We start from the raw sequence: 15,568 nt of genomic DNA on the forward strand, positions 1-15,568 counted from the left end.
TATCGGTCGCCAATTGCGGAGGAAAGGTTGGCGGCGTGAACCTTAATCGGTGTCCAAGATTACTTGACCAGATCAAGCCCCCTCCCACATTCGACCGTATTCACAAATTTAAATGTGTGAACACAACCCAATGTGGGAGGGGCGGTGCGACGATTCGACTTGCTCCCGATGGCTTCACCGCGGTCTAAAGACCCATCACGCAATCCACTTGCGATCCCCGGTAAAGCTGATCGTCAACCAGCGCGCCGCATCCGGTTTGCCCAGCCCTGTGGATATCTCTTCACGCAGCCCATCGAGGGTCGCGACGTTATCCACCGGGTAATCCGCCGGCAGCACCACGTGAATTTCGATGAACCGCGCCCGACCGTGCTTTTGCACGTAGGACACGTAGTCGTCGAACCCATGCTTGGCCTGCGCCGCGTCCATCACCTCGCGGACTGTGTCGTCCAAGTGATCCGGCGCAATCCCCAGCACCTCGCGCAACGCCGGGCGCAGGATCTTGAACGCCGGCGCCAGCATGCTCAGCGCCAGCAGGATCAGGATCAATGGGTCGACATACACCGCCCACTCGCCATAGCCCTGGGATTTAAGCAACAGCGCGGCGAGGAAGCTGACCAGCAAGCCCACAGAGAGCATCGCGTCCACCAGCCAACTGATGTTGTCGAACTGGATCAGAGAGGATTTCAGCGTGCGGTTGCGATAGCGCACATAGAAGAAGTAGGCGAACTCGACGACGGTAAACACCGCCGCGTAGATGATCACCAGGCCCAACTCGATCTCGCGCCCGCCATTGATAATGCCGAACACACCGTTAAGGAAGGCATAGATGGCGATCAGGAGCAGGAAGCTGCCTTCGATCAACAGCACCATGGGTTCCAGATGCCAATAGCCGAACTGGAAGCGCTCGTTGCTCTTCTTGGCGATCAGCTTGGCCGTGATCAGCATCAACACCTTGATGGCGGTGGCGATCAGCGAGAAAAAGCCGTCGAACAGAATGGATTGGGCGCCAGATACCACACCCGTAACAATCCCGGCGATCGCTACAGCGAACATCAGGATCGTCGATTGTTTGAGCAGTGACTGCTCACCTCGGTTACTCACATTTCCTCCCGTCAAAACCCTAAATCCGCACGATACGGAGGGGCTTTCAAGCCGGGGGAGTATACCTTATGTCGTGTTTTGGCCGATTTGACGCCATCGGGGCGCTGCGACGATTCGACAAGCCCCGATGGCAACGACGCGGTCTAGAGCCTTACTTGGCCCCACGCTCAATCGCAAACCCAGCCCAGGTCTGGCTCACCGGCATCAGCTCCAGGCGGTTGATGTTGACGTGTGCCGGGGTGTTCAGCACCCAGAAGATGGTGTCGGCGATGTCCTGCGGCTGGATCGGCTCGGCGCCGGCGTAGGTGGCGTCGTAGCGCGCCTGGTCACCGCCGAAGCGCACCAGGGAGAACTCGCTTTCGCACAGGCCCGGCTCAATGTTGGTCACACGCACGCCGGTGCCCTGCAGGTCGCAGCGCAGGTTCAGGGAGAACTGCTTCACGAACGCCTTGGAGCCGCCATACACATGGCTGCCGGGATACGGGTAGCTGCCGGCGATGGAACCCAGGTTGATGATCCCGGCGCCACGGCCGTGAGCGATCAGGCGCGGCAGCAGCAGGCTGGTGGTGGTCAGCAGGCCTTTGATGTTGGTGTCGACCATGGTTTCCCAATCGTCGAGGTCGCACTTGGGCGCCGGGTCGGTGCCCACGGCCAGGCCGGCGTTGTTGATCAGCCCGCGCAGGGTGGCGAACGATGGCGGCAGGTTGGCGATCGCGTCTTCCATGCCTTTGCGATCCCGTACGTCCACCACCAGGCCGTGCACTTCGGTCTGTTTGGAAAGCTCTTCGACCAGCGCATTCAAACGCTCGGCACGACGACCGGTGAGCACCAGTTTCCAGCCGGCTTCGGCAAACCGACGGGCGCAGGCTTCACCGAAACCTGAGGTGGCGCCAGTAATAAACAGCGTGTTGGACATGGTGTTCTCCTTGCGGGCATCGGGAAAAAAATCAGCCAGCAGAATGCCCGTACGCCGCGGTTGCGGCAACCGCTATGCACATAACGTCGCGCACACCTGATCACTTTTTAACCATCGCGAGCAAAGCCTTATAAACCGTGGCTTGCAGGCATATGCGCGCAGGTTATCCACAGCTGCGCCCACAGTCTTTGGGGGCAAGTGCAAAACGCTTCAGGCCGCTGTGTACAAGGCTTTCAGGCAGTTTTAGAAAGTTTTTTGCTTGACCTGGACACAGGCGTATGTAGGGCTAGGGGCAGCGGGGGAAAACGAACGATGGCTCCAGGCCAGTCATTCCGGCCTCTGCGGCCGTCTTTCCAGAGTTTAATCACAGACTTATCCACAGGCTGGAAGGACATAATTCGTTCATATACCTGTGTCTTTAAACAGGTTGACAAACCTCCTGATCGGTCGCGAAAAAGCCGCTGATCAAAAAACAACCACACCGCTGTAAGCCACGGTTTTAAAGGCGTTCAGCCAGCTACTCCCACGTTACCCACAGCCGGTTCCACAGTGGATGGGGACAAGTCAAAACTGTGACAAAACAGGGATTTGCGGCGGCTATATGTCGCGCTTTGGAGGGTGGCTGGATTTGTTTTCCACAATTTGGGATCGCCCCTTGCAGGCGCCACAAAACAAATGTGGGAGGGGGTTTGCCCCTCCCACAGGAGTACTGCGTCGTTATTTAGATCAGTGGCCACCGAGGTAGGCGTTGCGCACTTCCTCGTTCACCAGCAACTCCTTACCGGTACCCGTCAGGCGAATCTCGCCGTTGACCATCACATACGCCCGGTCCGACAAGCGCAGCGCGTGGTTGGCGTTCTGCTCGACCAGGAAGATAGTCATCCCGGTGGAGGCCAGCTCGCGCAGGGTGGAAAAGATCTGCTTCACCACAATCGGCGCCAGGCCCAGGCTCGGCTCGTCCAACAGCAACAGTTTGGGCCGACTCATCAGCGCGCGGGCGATGGCGAGCATTTGCTGTTCGCCACCGGACATGGTCATGGCGCGCTGGTTACGTCGTTCCTTGAGCCGTGGGAACAGCTCGAACATGCGTTGCATATCTTCCTGGGCGAACTTGTCGCCAATGGGGATAGTGCCCATCAGCAGGTTTTCCTCGACAGTCATGTCGGGGAACACCCGCCGCCCTTCCGGCGACTGCGCAATGCCGTTGGAGGCGATGTAGTGGGACGACTTGTGGGTAATGTCGACGCCGTTGTAGATGATCTGCCCCGACTCAGCCCGTGGCTGGCCGAAGATCGACATCAGCAGCGTGGATTTACCCGCGCCGTTAGAACCGATCAGGCTCACGGTTTCGCCTTCGTTGATGTGCAGCGAGACTTTTTTCAGGGCCTGGATCGGGCCGTAGAACACGTCCAGGTCCTTCATTTCGAGGATAGGTGCACTCATACCAGCTCCTCTTCGTCTGCGCCCAGGTAGGCGGCAATCACTTTCGGGTCGTTGCGGATCGCTTCCGGCCCGCCTTCGGCGATCACGTTGCCGTGGTCCAGCACCACAATGTGGTCGGAAATACTCATCACCATGCCCATGTCGTGTTCGATCAGCACCACCGTCAGGTCGTGTTCGTCGCGCAACAGGCGAATCATCGCGCTGAGGGCTTCGGTTTCCTGGGGGTTGAGGCCCGCTGCGGGCTCGTCCAGGCAGATGATCTGCGGCCGGGTGCACATGGCGCGGGCGATTTCCAGGCGGCGCTGTTGGCCGTAGGAAAGCTCACCGGCCAGGCGGTTGGCACAGTCCACCAGGTCCACCACTTCGAGCCAATAGAACGCGTGGTCGAGGGCATCGCTTTCGGCCTTGCGGTAGCCCTTGGTGTTGAGGATGCCTGCCAGCATGTTGCGGTTGACCCACATGTGCTGGGCCACCAGCAGGTTTTCCAGCACCGACATTTCCTTGAACAGGCGAATGTTCTGGAAAGTCCGCGCCAGGCCAGCGCGGTTAACCAGGTGGGTGCCGCCGAACATCTTGTAGTACACCCGACTCAAGAAGCTTTTCGGCGACACGAAGTCGACCGCTTTGAAACGCTCGCCGAGCAGTTGGATCACGTTGGTCTGCTTGCCGCGAATGCTCAGTTCGATCTTGCCGCCGCTGGCTTTGTAGAAGCCGGTGAGGCAGTTGAACACGGTGGTCTTGCCCGCGCCGTTGGGGCCGATCAGGGCGAAAATCGAGTTGCGTTCGACCTTGAGGCTCACATCGCTCAAGGCCTTGATGCCACCGAAGTGCATCATCAGGTGTTCCACGGAGAGGACGACTTCCTTGCTCATGGCGCTACCCCCTTGCGTGGCGTCACACCGGTACGGCTGATCCGGATCAGGCCGCGCGGTCGCCAGATCATCATCACCACCATCAACACGCCAAACAGCAGCACACGGTATTCGCTGAAGCTGCGCAGCAGTTCAGGCGCGACGGTCAAGACGAACGCCGCGATCACCACGCCGACCGTCGAGCCCATGCCGCCCAACACCACGATGGCCAGGATCAGCGCCGACTCGAAGAAGGTGAACGACGACGGGTTGACGAAGCCCTGGTAACTGGCAAAGAACACCCCGGCCAAACCGGCCGTGGACGCGCCGATGGTGAAGGCCGAGAGCTTGACCAGCACATGGTTCAGGCCCATGGAGCGGCAGGCGATCTCATCTTCGCGCAAGGCTTCCCAGGCGCGGCCGACTGGCATGCGGGTCAGGCGGTGCTTGATGTACAGCACGGCCAGCACCACCAGGAACAGCACGATGTAGATGAACATGAACTTGATGTTGGGGTTGTAATCGATGCCGAAGAACTCGTGGAACGGAATCCCGCCCTCCTTTGCCTTGCGCCCGAACTCCAGGCCCAGGAAGGTCGGCGAAGGCACCGGCATACCGTTGGGGCCGCCGGTGAACGACAGCCAGTTGTTGAGTACCAGGCGAATGATTTCACCGAAGCCCAGGGTCACGATGGCGAGGTAGTCACCGTGCATTCGCAGCACCGGGAAGCCGAGTATGCATCCCGCCAGCGCCGCCGCGATGGCCGCCAGCGGCAGCACGCTCCAGAAGCCCAGGCCGAGGTATTGATAACCCAGCGCCAGGCCGTAGGCACCGATGGCGTAGAACGCCACGTAACCCAAGTCGAGCAGCCCCGCCAGGCCGACCACGATGTTCAGGCCCAGGCCCAGCAACACGTAGATCAGCCCGAGGATCACCACGGTCAGCAGGTACTTGTTGGCAAAGATCGGGAACACGATGGCGATCACGATAAGCGCCGGAATGATCCAACGCAGCCGCGACTTGTAGTCCGGCGGCAGCACATGCACACCGGAACCGCTGCTTTCGAAGCCCTGCAGAATCTTCAGGCCCTTGGGGGTTTGCAGGAACAGGCTGAGGGCAAAGCGCCCGGCCATCACGATGGCGACCAGGGTGGCCACGCGCGCAGGTTCCAGGTTGAAGCTGTAGCCGTCGAGGACCACGCCGACGATCGGACCGAACACGATCAACGAAATCAGCCCGGCAAGGACCGTATCGACCACACTTTTCTTGATATCGATGGGTTTGGCAGCAGACATGTTTACACCTTAGCCACGAGTGGGCGACCAAGCAGGCCCTGGGGACGGAAAATCAGAATCACCACCAGCAGGGAGAAACTGAACACGTCTTTGTAGTCAGAGTTGATCAACCCCGAGAACAACGACTCGGAGATACCGAGGATGATCCCGCCCAGCATCGCCCCAGGCAGGGAACCGATGCCGCCGAGTACCGCTGCGGTAAACGCCTTGATGCCGATGATGAAGCCGGCGTAGAAGTCGAACGTGCCGTAGTTGAGGGTGATCAGCACGCCGGCCAGGGCCGCCATGGCGGCACCGATGACAAACACGTAGGAGATCACGCGGTCGGTGTTGATGCCCAGGATCGAGGCCATCTTGCGGTCTTGCTGGGTGGCGCGGCACATGCGGCCGAGCTTGGTGTACTTGATGATGTAGGTCAGCAAGGCCATGCCGGCGAATGCCGCGACCAGGATGAACACTTTGGTGTACGTAAGCTGCACGAAGCCTGTGCCGATATCGACACGCCAGGCCCCGGCCAGCAGGGTTGGAATACCTTGTTGCTTGGCGCCCTGGGCGATCTGCGCGTAGTTCTGCAGGATCAGGGAGATGCCGATGGCGCTGATCAGCGGAGCCAGTCGGGTGGAGTTGCGCAGCGGTTTGTAGGCGACCCGTTCAATGACCCAACCGTACACGCCAGTGACGACCACGGTGAAGATCAGGGTGCCGAGAATGAGCAGCGGGAAGGATTCGATGCCGAAGTAAGCCAGCAGTGCCAGACTGATCGCCGCGAGGTAAGCGGAAATCATATAAACCTCGCCGTGGGCGAAGTTGATCATGCCAATGATGCCATAGACCATTGTGTAGCCGATGGCGATCAGGCCATAGACCGACCCGAGGGTCAGGCCGTTGACCAGTTGCTGCAGGAAAATACCATCCATAACGCAATCTCACGCGGTGAGCACCTGCACACCCGTGGGTGTGCGGCGCTTCTGGAGGAAAAGACAGATCTCAATAACAACACGGGTCCCAATGTGGGAGGGGGCTTGCCCCCGATGCGGTGGGTCAGCTGAACAACTGTTGACTGACACACCGCTATCGGGGGCAAGCCCCCTCTCACATGGATTACTTCTGCTTTTCCAACTGGTGGTATTTGCCGTCTTTATCCCACTGGTAAACCACGTAGTCGGAGACTTTCAGGTCGCCCTTCGCGTCCCAGGTCTTCTCGCCCATCACGGTTTTGACCGGGTGCGCTTTCAGCCATTTGGCCGCGTCTTCGCCCTTGTTGGACTTGGCGCCATTGAAGCCGGCGGCCAGGGCCTGCAGCGAAGCGTAGGCGTACAGGGTGTAGCCCTCAGGCTCGTAGCCAGCCTTGCGGAACTCTTCCACGACGGCCTTGCTGTCAGGCAGCAGGCGCGGGTCGGCACCAAAGGTCATGTAGACGCCATCGACGTATTGCGCGCCGCCAGCGGTGGCCACCAGTTCATCGGTCACTACGCCGTCATCGGACATGAACTTGACGTCTTTGAGGCCCGCTTCACGAATCTGGCGAACCAATGGACCTGCTTCCGGGTGCAGGCCGCCGAAGTACACGACGTCGGCGCCCAGGGAGCGGATTTTGGTGACGAGGGCGCTGAAGTCTTTCTCGCCACGCGTCAGGCCTTCTTCCAGCACCGGCTTGACGCCGCGCTTGGTCAACTGGGCAGCAGTGGCGTCGGCCAGGCCTTTGCCGTAGGTGTCCTTGTCGTTGATGACCGCGACTTTCTTGCCCTTGAGCACGTCGACGATGTAGTCGCCGGCGACGATACCCTGCTGGTCGTCACGCCCGCACATGCGGAACATGGCGCCAAGGCCGCGCTCGGTCACTTGTGGGTTGGTCGAGCCTGGGGTGATCGCAATGATGCCCGCTTCGTCGTAAACCTCGGAGGCCGGGATGGTGTTAGACGAGCAGAAGTGCCCGACCACGCCGATCACTTTGTCCTGGTCCGCCAGGCGGTTGGCCACGGCCACGGCCTGTTTCGGCTCACAGGCATCGTCGCCTGCCACCAGCACAACCTTCTCGCCGTTGATGCCGCCGGCCTTGTTGATCACTTCGGCTGCCGCCTGTGCACCCTTCATGTACTGCTCACCGAACGAGGCATTGGCGCCAGTCATCGGCCCCGCAACGCCAATCTTCACATCAGCTTGAACAAACGTAGAAACACCCAGCGCCGCTGCAACGGCGAGGGCCAGAAAACCTTTCTTGTAAAACGTCTGGGACATGAGTGGTGCTCCGATATTTTTGATTTTTGGCACGACAACTTGCGTTCAAACTTTTCACTGAAAGCCCAGAGCAAGGCGCGTGCCATTAGTTTTTTATTCTTCAAAAAGACACGGTGTCATTGTTATTGCAGGCGTTTCGGCTCCGCTCGCCAGGACGTGCAACCCTCTAGCATCAATAGGTGCAACCCATGGACCGAAAAAGTACAACCCTGACGGGTCGCACCTGCAACCAAAGCAATAAACGACAGTTCCTACAGCTGTAACAGACTGCGTAACGGAACTGCACATTTACAGTGCGCGACTGCTACGACCTGCACCAATACAGATTAGTAGCCTGCTAAGAAAATGCAGGCTTCTGAGCGGTATTTCGCTGATCAGATCACGATCCTCAGGCATTGGCCGGCGTGATACAGCGAAAATCCGGCTTCGTACAGGCAACTGCGCAGCCCAACTGCGGCCAGCGGTTGCATGGGGGTAAACGGAATCGGCAAGGCCTGGGGATTCTGGTGACACAAGTAGTCGGCAAACGCCTTGCCGACCACGCTGCCGGTGGTCACGCCGCGCCCGTTATAACCCGTTACCGCTACCAGGCCCGGAGCCGGTTCGAACAGGCGCATCAGGTGATCGGGGGTAAAGGCGATGCAGCCGGTCCAGGTGAACTCCCATTGCACCGATTTGAGGTACGGGAAGTAATGTTGCTGCACCCGATCAGCCCAGGCCTTGAGGAACCACGCCGGTTTCTGGTTGCCGTTGCCCAGGCTGCCGAGCAACAGGCGGCCGTCGGCATCGCGGCGGATGCTGCTCAATACCTGGCGCGTATCCCATGAGCCTTGGCCGCCGGGCAGAATCTGCTCGGCGGCAGCGTCGGTCAGCGGCGCGGAGGCGACCTGGTAGTAGTAGCCGGGGAAAAAATTGCGCCGCAGCTCGGTCCATTCACCTTCGGTGTAGGCGTTGGAGGCGATGACCACTTGTGCCGCCTGCACCGAACCGTTGGCAGTCTGCACCGACCAGCTTGCGCCTTGGCGCTCCAGTTGGGTGACCGGCGAATGGTCGAACAACTGCCCGCCAAGTCCCACGGCGGCATTCGCCAGACCGCTGGTGTAGGCCATCGGGTTCAAGGTGCCGGCACGCCGGTCCAGCAAGGCGGCGGCGATTTTCTTCGTGCCGGTGGCCTGCTCGCAGGCCTGGCCGGTGAGCAATTCCACCGGCGCGCCACGGCGCTTCCACTGCTCCTCACGACTGCGCAAATCCGCTTCGCCACGGGCGTTATGCGCCATGTGCAAGGTGCCCTCGCGGCGCAATTGGCAATCGATGGTGTATTTGTCGATCAGGCTGAACACCAGCGACGGTGCTGCGCCGAGCATGCGGTTGAGCTGGCTGCCCACCGCTTCGCCGAAACCGGCTTCGATCTCGTCCGGAGGGATCCACAGGCCAGCATTCACCAACCCGACATTGCGCCCCGAACCACCGTGGCCGGTGCGATGAGCCTCCAGCACGGCGACGCTTTTACCCTGTTCCAACAAGTGAATGGCGGCCGACAAACCGGTGATGCCGGCGCCGATCACGCACACATCCACCTTGACCTCGCCCTTGAGCGCGGCACGATCCGGCCGGCCAGGGGTGAGGTGTTCCCACAAACATGTTTCGCGAAGTGCCATTGCCAGACTCCGGTGAGACCCAACAAGCGTTTTTCTTGTTCAACACCATCACTGTAGGAGCGAGCTTGCTCGCGAAAAACGCGAGAGCGGCGCGAGCATTCAGGATGCCCGCGTGATCGTTGACGATCTTCGCGAGCAAGCTCGCTCCTACAGAATCAGTCGAAGGTGATGCCCTGGGCCAGCGGCAACTCCAGCGAATAGTTCACGGTGTTGGTCTGGCGGCGCATGTACCCGCGCCATGCATCCGAACCTGACTCACGACCGCCACCGGTCTCTTTCTCTCCGCCAAACGCGCCGCCAATCTCCGCGCCGCTCGGGCCGATGTTGACGTTGGCGATCCCGCAGTCACTGCCCACCGCCGACATGAACTGCTCGGCTTCACGCACGTCAGTGGTGAAGATGCACGACGACAGGCCTTGCGGCACGGCGTTGTTCAGGCGCAGGGCTTCGGCAAAATCCTTGTAGCCGACCACGTACAGAATCGGTGCGAAAGTTTCGGTGCACACCACATCGCTCTGCTCAGGCATTTCCACAATCGCCGGCGACACGTAGTAGGCGTTGGGGAATGTGTCTTCCAGCTGGCGCTTGCCGCCGAACACCTTGCCGCCTTCGCTCAAGGCCTGCTCCAGAGCGTCCTGCATGTTGTCGAAGCCGTGCTTGTCGATCAGCGGGCCGATCAGGTTGCCTTCCAGCGGGTGGCCGATGCGCACTTTGGAATAGGCGGCCTTGAGGCGGGTGACGATTTCGTCCTTGACCGACTCGTGGGCAATCAGACGACGCAAGGTGGTGCAGCGCTGGCCGGCGGTGCCGACCGCACTGAACAGGATGGCGCGTACGGCCATGTCCAGGTCGGCGCTTGGACCGAGGATCATCGCGTTGTTGCCGCCCAGTTCGAGGATGCTGCGGGCAAACCGCGCGGCAACTTTCGGCGCCACTTCGCGGCCCATGCGGGTGCTGCCGGTGGCGCTGATCAGAGCCACGCGAGGGTCATCCACCAGCGCAGCGCCGGCGTCGCGGCCGCCGATGACCACTTGGCTGAGGTATTGCGGGGCATCCTTGAAGTTTTTCAGCACACGCTCGAACAGTGCCTGGCACGCCAGGGCGGTGAGCGGGGTCTTTTCCGAGGGTTTCCAGATCACCGCGTTGCCGCACACCAACGCCAGGGTGGTGTTCCACGCCCACACCGCGACCGGGAAGTTGAAGGCGCTGATCACACCGACTACGCCCAGCGGGTGCCAGGTTTCACGCATATGGTGACCCGGACGCTCGGAGGCGATGGTCAAGCCGTATAACTGGCGAGACAGGCCGACGGCGAAGTCGCAGATGTCGATCATTTCCTGCACTTCGCCCAGGCCTTCCTGGGTGATCTTGCCGGCTTCCCAGGACACCAGCTCGCCCAGGTCGGCCTTGTATTCACGCAGCACATCGCCGAACTGGCGTACCAGCTCGCCGCGACGCGGTGCCGGCACGTTGCGCCAGGCATCGAATGCATGCTCGGCGCGACTGACCTGTTGCTCCACCTCGGCGGCACCTTCCCAGTGCACACTGCCGATAACGCTGCCATCGATCGGCGAATGCACGGGTTGTTTACCCGCCTGGTACAGCGCCGGGTTTACCCCGAGACGATCAAGCAATGCGGCAACCATGGGTCACTCCTTCAATCTGCAAACAAAAAATTCGCGCCGCGGCCCACACGGCGATCCGGACGTTATTTGTAGCTGGCCGAAGACTTGCCAACAAACGACGATTAGGCGAGATATCATTCCGTTTATTCATGCAAAGAATAAAAAGAGGCGTGCCGTGCTGAACAGAAGACATTTGCCCTCGATCACCGCCCTGCAGTGTTTCGAGGCCGCCACCCGCCACCTGAGCTTCACCCGCGCCGCCGAGGAGCTGAACCTCACGCAAAGCGCGGTGAGCAAACAGGTGGCGCAGCTCGAAGAACTGCTCCAGCACCTGCTGTTTCGCCGTGTGCGCCGCCGCTTGCAGATGACCCCGGCGGGCGACCTGTACCTGGTGGAAGTGCGCAAGATCCTCACGCAGGTGGAGATGTCCACCCACTACCTGCGCTCCTACGGCGGCGAGACCGAAGTGTTGCGCGTGTCCACGCCCTACACGTTTGGCGCGCGCTGGCTGGTGCCGCGCCTCAAGGGCTGGCGCTTGCGTCACCCGCAGATCCACCTGGACTTGTGCAACGAACAGGAGCCGGACGAGTTACTGCAAGGCAAGGCCGACATGGCCTTTTACTTCGGCCAGGGCTCGCGCCCCGGCACCGAGAGCCTGAAACTGTTCAGCGAAGAGCTGGTGCCGGTGTGCGCCCCGGAAAGCCTGCCGGCGCAGCCGTTCACCGATCCCACCCAACTGAGCGACCTGGTGCTGCTGCAAAACGCCTCGCGGCCCCAGGGCTGGCATGACTGGTTTGCCGACCAGGGTTTTCACACCGAACACAGCTACCACGGGCCGCGTTTCGACACCTTTTATATGTGCATTCGTGCCGCGCAGGTGGGGTGTGGTGTGGCGCTGCTGCCGCGCTTCCTGGTGGAGGAGGAACTGGCCGACGGCAAGCTGGTGATCCCCTGGCAGCATGCGATGCCGAGCCAGGATGCGTATTACCTGGCGTATCCCGAGCATTCGGCGGAGGTGCCCAAGGTGCGGGAGTTTGTGAAGTGGATGATGGAGCAAGTGGGTTAGTGCCTGGAGTACCGCCATCGGGGGGGCCAGTGGTCTCACTGAAAAAATCACTGGCAAAACCCCACAGGTCTATGCGCCACTAGCTCCCTTCCCTAATTGTGCGTAAAGGTCGGCGCCCATCGCCGACCCGTCTGGAGATTCCCGTTATGAGCGAGAGTGTGTTTGCCGATCGCATCGTGCAGAACTTGCTCGACACCGACTTCTACAAGCTGACCATGATGCAGGCGGTGCTGCACAACTACCCCAATGTGGAAGTTGAATGGGAGTTTCGTTGCCGTAACAGCGAGGACCTGCGCCCGTACCTGGCCGAGATCCGCTACCAGATCGAGCGCCTTGCCGAGCTGAGCCTGAGCCCGGACCAACTGGGGTTCCTGGAGCGCATCAGCTTTATGAAGCCGGATTTTTTGCGCTTCCTCGGCTTGTTTCGTTTCAACCTGCGCTATGTGCAGACCGGCATCGAGAACGGCGAGTTGTTTATCCGCCTGCGCGGGCCGTGGCTGCATGTGATCCTGTTTGAAGTGCCGATGCTGGCGATCGTCAGCGAAGTGCGTAACCGCTACCGCTACCAGACCGTGATCCTCGAACAAGCCCGCGAGCAGCTGTACCGCAAGTTCGACTGGCTGACGGCCAACGCCAGCAGCGAAGAGCTGTCCGAGCTGCAAGTGGCCGACTTCGGCACGCGCCGGCGCTTCTCGTACCGCGTGCAGGAAGAAGTGGTCAGCGTGCTCAAGCATGACTTCCCTGGGCGTTTCGTCGGCACCAGCAACGTGCACTTGGCGCGCGAGTTCGATATGAAGCCGCTGGGCACCATGGCCCATGAATGGATCATGGCCCACCAGCAACTGGGCCCGCGCCTGATCGACAGCCAGATCGCCGCACTCGACTGTTGGGTGCGTGAGTACCGTGGCCTGTTGGGTATCGCCCTGACCGATTGCATCACCACCGACGCCTTCCTCGGCGACTTCGACTTGTACTTCGCCAAGCTGTTCGACGGCCTGCGCCACGACTCCGGCGACCCGGTGCAGTGGGCCGAAAAAGCCATTGCCCACTACCACAAGCTCGGTATCGAGCCGATGAGCAAGACCTTGGTGTTCTCCGACAGCCTGTCGTTGCCCAAGGCCCTGGAAATATTCCGGGCGCTGCGTGGTCGCATTAATGTGAGCTTCGGCATCGGCACCAACCTGACCTGCGATATTCCAGGGGTGGAACCGATGAGCATCGTGCTTAAAATGACCGCCTGCAATGGCCAGCCCGTCGCGAAGATCTCCGATGAAGCGGGCAAGACCCACTGCACCGACCCGAATTTTGTCGCCTATTTGCGTCACGTTTTCAAAGTACCTGCCATCTCTAGCAAGGAGTGAATCATGCAAGCCGTACAGCGTGAGATTGCTGAACAGCTCAAGGTCCAAGCGCCATTCAAGGACCAGGCCGCCCTCGAAGCCGAGGTTGCCCGGCGCGTGGCGTTTATCCAGGACTGCCTGCGCAATTCCGGGCTCAAGACGTTGGTGCTGGGCATCAGTGGCGGCGTCGACTCCCTGACCGCCGGCCTCCTGGCCCAACGTGCGATGCAGGAACTGCGCTCCAGCACCGGTGACGAGGCTTACCGCTTTATCGCCGTGCGCCTGCCCTACGAAACCCAGTTCGATGAAATCGATGCCCAGGCGTCGGTGGACTTTATCGAACCGGACGAGCGCCACACCGTGAACATCGGGCCGGCGGTGAAAGCCCTGGCCAATGAAGTGGCGGCTTTTGAAGGCAAGGCGGCGGTGTCCCGCGACTTCGTGCTCGGCAACACCAAGGCGCGCATGCGCATGGTGGCGCAGTACACCATCGCCGGCGCGGCCAGCGGCCTGGTGATCGGGACCGACCATGCGGCGGAAGCGGTGATGGGCTTTTTCACCAAGTTCGGCGATGGCGCCTGCGACCTGGCACCGTTGAGCGGGCTGGTAAAGAACCAGGTACGCGCGATTGCACGGCACTTTGGGGCGCCGGAGTCGTTGGTGGAGAAGGTGCCGACGGCCGACCTTGAAGACCTGTCGCCAGGCAAGCCGGATGAAGCGTCACATGGCGTGACGTATGCCGAGATCGATGCGTTCCTGCACGGTGAGCCGGTGCGTGAAGAAGCGTTCCGGATTATTTGCGAGACGTACCGCAAAACCGAACACAAGCGGGTGATGCCGTTTGCGCCTTGAGGTGAGCCAGATAGTGGTGTGTTGATTGGCAGGCCGCTATCGGGGGCAAGCCCCCTCCCACATTTGACCGCATTCTCATGTTGGAACTCGGTCAAGTGTGGGGCAGAGGCTGGCCCCCGATGAACGATAACGCGGTCTTACTTCAGGACCACAGTGCCTTTCATCATCGAGATGTGGCCTGGGAACGAGCAGAAGAACGCGTAATCCGTACCGGCAGTCAGTTTCGAGACATCGAAGGTCACCGAATCTTTCTCGCCGGCACCGATGATCTTGGTGTGGGCGATGATGCGATCGTCACCCTCTTTCAGGTAGTTCTTGTCGAGGCCAGCGGCCATGCCATCAGTGGCAACCGGCTGCATGTTGGCGGCGCTGGTCAGCACCCAGTTATGCCCCATGACGTTTTTCGGCAAGCTGCCGGAGTGAGTCAACTCAACGGTAAACGTCTTGCAGCTCTTGTCGATCGTGATTTCCTTGGTGTTGAAGGACATCTGGTCGGTGGAGTCGACGGTGACCGTGCACTCTGCAGCAAGCAACTGGCCGCTGGCCAGAGTCAGCAGGGAAACAGCAACGAGTTTGGCAAACATGTGAATCTCCAAGGCAGGGTTTAAACAACGCATATTGCGGCAAGGGTGCCTCAAGCAGGCTGAAATTCTTATGATCTGAATCAACAGATTGTATACAACTTTAGGCTATCAGACTTATCGACACAATCTACCAGCCAAAGTATCAGCACCTGCCTATGATCGGCCCATCACCCACTGGAGTCCGAACCATGCACCTCAACCAACTGTTCAATGGCCTTCTGGCTGCGTACGCCTGCGGTAAGTGAAGGCCAAGCGCCCCTTGAAGCTGCTACCATGTCGTCCCAAGGCAGCTGCGCGCCGCCACCCTCACCTTCGACCCTAGAGGATCGCCCATGGCCAAACCTAATTACTCCTTCGCCAAACGTCAGAGAGACTTGGCCAAGGAACAGAAGAAAGAGGAAAAACTGCAACGCAAGAAAGCCGCTGTCGATGAAGAAGCAGGCGCACTGAACCCGGACGCGGAAGGTGAAGTGGCAGCAGACGAGACTGAAACCCCGAAAGACCCGGCTGAATAATTATTTACTGTAGGAGCGAGCTTGCTCGCGAAGAACCTGAGGGCGCCGCGTTGATCTTGGCTTCCCGCGTTATCGTTGACGTTC

14 protein-coding genes are annotated in these 15,568 nt (G+C 60.2%); 4 read left to right on the forward strand and 10 right to left on the reverse strand.

Annotated elements, in window-relative coordinates:
• Positions 1-195: 195 nt before the first annotated feature.
• The 9 genes from J1G35_RS29135 to J1G35_RS29175 all read right to left on the reverse strand — a co-directional run bounded on the left by J1G35_RS29135 (position 196) and on the right by J1G35_RS29175 (position 11,148).
• Positions 196-1,101, reverse strand: a complete 906-nt coding sequence (locus J1G35_RS29135) for a cation diffusion facilitator family transporter (RefSeq protein WP_223016713.1) — start codon at positions 1,099-1,101, stop codon at positions 196-198.
• Positions 1,102-1,252: 151 nt separating this feature from the next.
• Positions 1,253-2,017 carry an SDR family oxidoreductase gene (locus tag J1G35_RS29140; RefSeq protein WP_053134501.1) on the reverse strand — a complete coding sequence of 255 codons (765 nt, stop codon included), beginning with the start codon at positions 2,015-2,017 and terminating at the stop codon, positions 1,253-1,255.
• Between the two features lie 726 nt (positions 2,018-2,743).
• A complete protein-coding gene (locus tag J1G35_RS29145) occupies positions 2,744-3,460 on the reverse strand; it encodes an ABC transporter ATP-binding protein (protein ID WP_025857339.1) in 717 nt (238 codons plus the stop codon).
• Positions 3,457-4,332, reverse strand: a complete 876-nt coding sequence (locus J1G35_RS29150; protein WP_223016714.1) for an ATP-binding cassette domain-containing protein — start codon at positions 4,330-4,332, stop codon at positions 3,457-3,459. Before J1G35_RS29150 ends, J1G35_RS29145 begins: the two co-directional genes overlap by 4 nt.
• Positions 4,329-5,606 carry a high-affinity branched-chain amino acid ABC transporter permease LivM gene (gene livM, locus J1G35_RS29155; protein WP_053134492.1) on the reverse strand — a complete coding sequence of 426 codons (1,278 nt, stop codon included), beginning with the start codon at positions 5,604-5,606 and terminating at the stop codon, positions 4,329-4,331. The genes J1G35_RS29150 and livM overlap by 4 nt, the downstream gene beginning before the upstream one ends.
• A gap of 2 nt (positions 5,607-5,608) precedes the next feature.
• Complete coding sequence (locus J1G35_RS29160; RefSeq protein ID WP_003188099.1) at positions 5,609-6,523, reverse strand: branched-chain amino acid ABC transporter permease; 915 nt, start codon at positions 6,521-6,523, stop codon at positions 5,609-5,611.
• 184 nt (positions 6,524-6,707) lie between these two features.
• Positions 6,708-7,844, reverse strand: a complete 1,137-nt coding sequence (locus tag J1G35_RS29165; RefSeq protein WP_027607701.1) for a branched-chain amino acid ABC transporter substrate-binding protein — start codon at positions 7,842-7,844, stop codon at positions 6,708-6,710.
• A 374-nt stretch (positions 7,845-8,218) separates the two neighbouring features.
• Positions 8,219-9,502: an FAD-binding oxidoreductase gene (locus J1G35_RS29170; protein ID WP_223016715.1), complete on the reverse strand. Its 1,284-nt coding sequence runs from the start codon at positions 9,500-9,502 to the stop codon at positions 8,219-8,221.
• Between the two features lie 155 nt (positions 9,503-9,657).
• Positions 9,658-11,148 (reverse strand): aldehyde dehydrogenase family protein, encoded by a 1,491-nt coding sequence (locus J1G35_RS29175; RefSeq protein ID WP_053134490.1) that lies wholly within the window; start codon positions 11,146-11,148, stop codon positions 9,658-9,660.
• A 154-nt stretch (positions 11,149-11,302) separates the two neighbouring features.
• Here J1G35_RS29175 and J1G35_RS29180 point away from each other — a divergent pair, with 154 nt between their 5' ends.
• The 3 genes from J1G35_RS29180 (at position 11,303) to nadE (ending at position 14,385) form a co-directional block, all read left to right on the forward strand.
• Positions 11,303-12,193, forward strand: coding sequence for a LysR family transcriptional regulator (locus J1G35_RS29180; protein WP_053134487.1), 891 nt, complete (start codon positions 11,303-11,305; stop codon positions 12,191-12,193).
• Between the two features lie 146 nt (positions 12,194-12,339).
• A complete protein-coding gene (pncB, locus tag J1G35_RS29185) occupies positions 12,340-13,554 on the forward strand; it encodes a nicotinate phosphoribosyltransferase (protein ID WP_053134484.1) in 1,215 nt (404 codons plus the stop codon).
• 3 nt (positions 13,555-13,557) lie between these two features.
• The gene (gene nadE, locus J1G35_RS29190; protein WP_053134481.1) at positions 13,558-14,385 is read left to right on the forward strand and encodes an ammonia-dependent NAD(+) synthetase; all 828 of its coding nucleotides are present in this window, start codon (positions 13,558-13,560) and stop codon (positions 14,383-14,385) included.
• 137 nt (positions 14,386-14,522) lie between these two features.
• On the opposite strand, the gene azu is transcribed toward nadE, so the two are convergent.
• Entirely contained in the window at positions 14,523-14,969 is a 447-nt protein-coding gene (azu, locus tag J1G35_RS29195; protein ID WP_053134473.1) for an azurin, read from the reverse strand.
• Positions 14,970-15,301: 332 nt separating this feature from the next.
• Here azu and J1G35_RS29200 point away from each other — a divergent pair, with 332 nt between their 5' ends.
• Positions 15,302-15,484 carry a hypothetical protein gene (locus tag J1G35_RS29200; RefSeq protein WP_032890516.1) on the forward strand — a complete coding sequence of 61 codons (183 nt, stop codon included), beginning with the start codon at positions 15,302-15,304 and terminating at the stop codon, positions 15,482-15,484.
• Positions 15,485-15,568: the final 84 nt, after the last annotated feature.

The sequence above is a fragment of the Pseudomonas sp. SH10-3B genome, assembly GCF_019891415.1.
In the GTDB taxonomy this organism is placed as follows: Bacteria; Pseudomonadota; Gammaproteobacteria; order Pseudomonadales; family Pseudomonadaceae; genus Aquipseudomonas.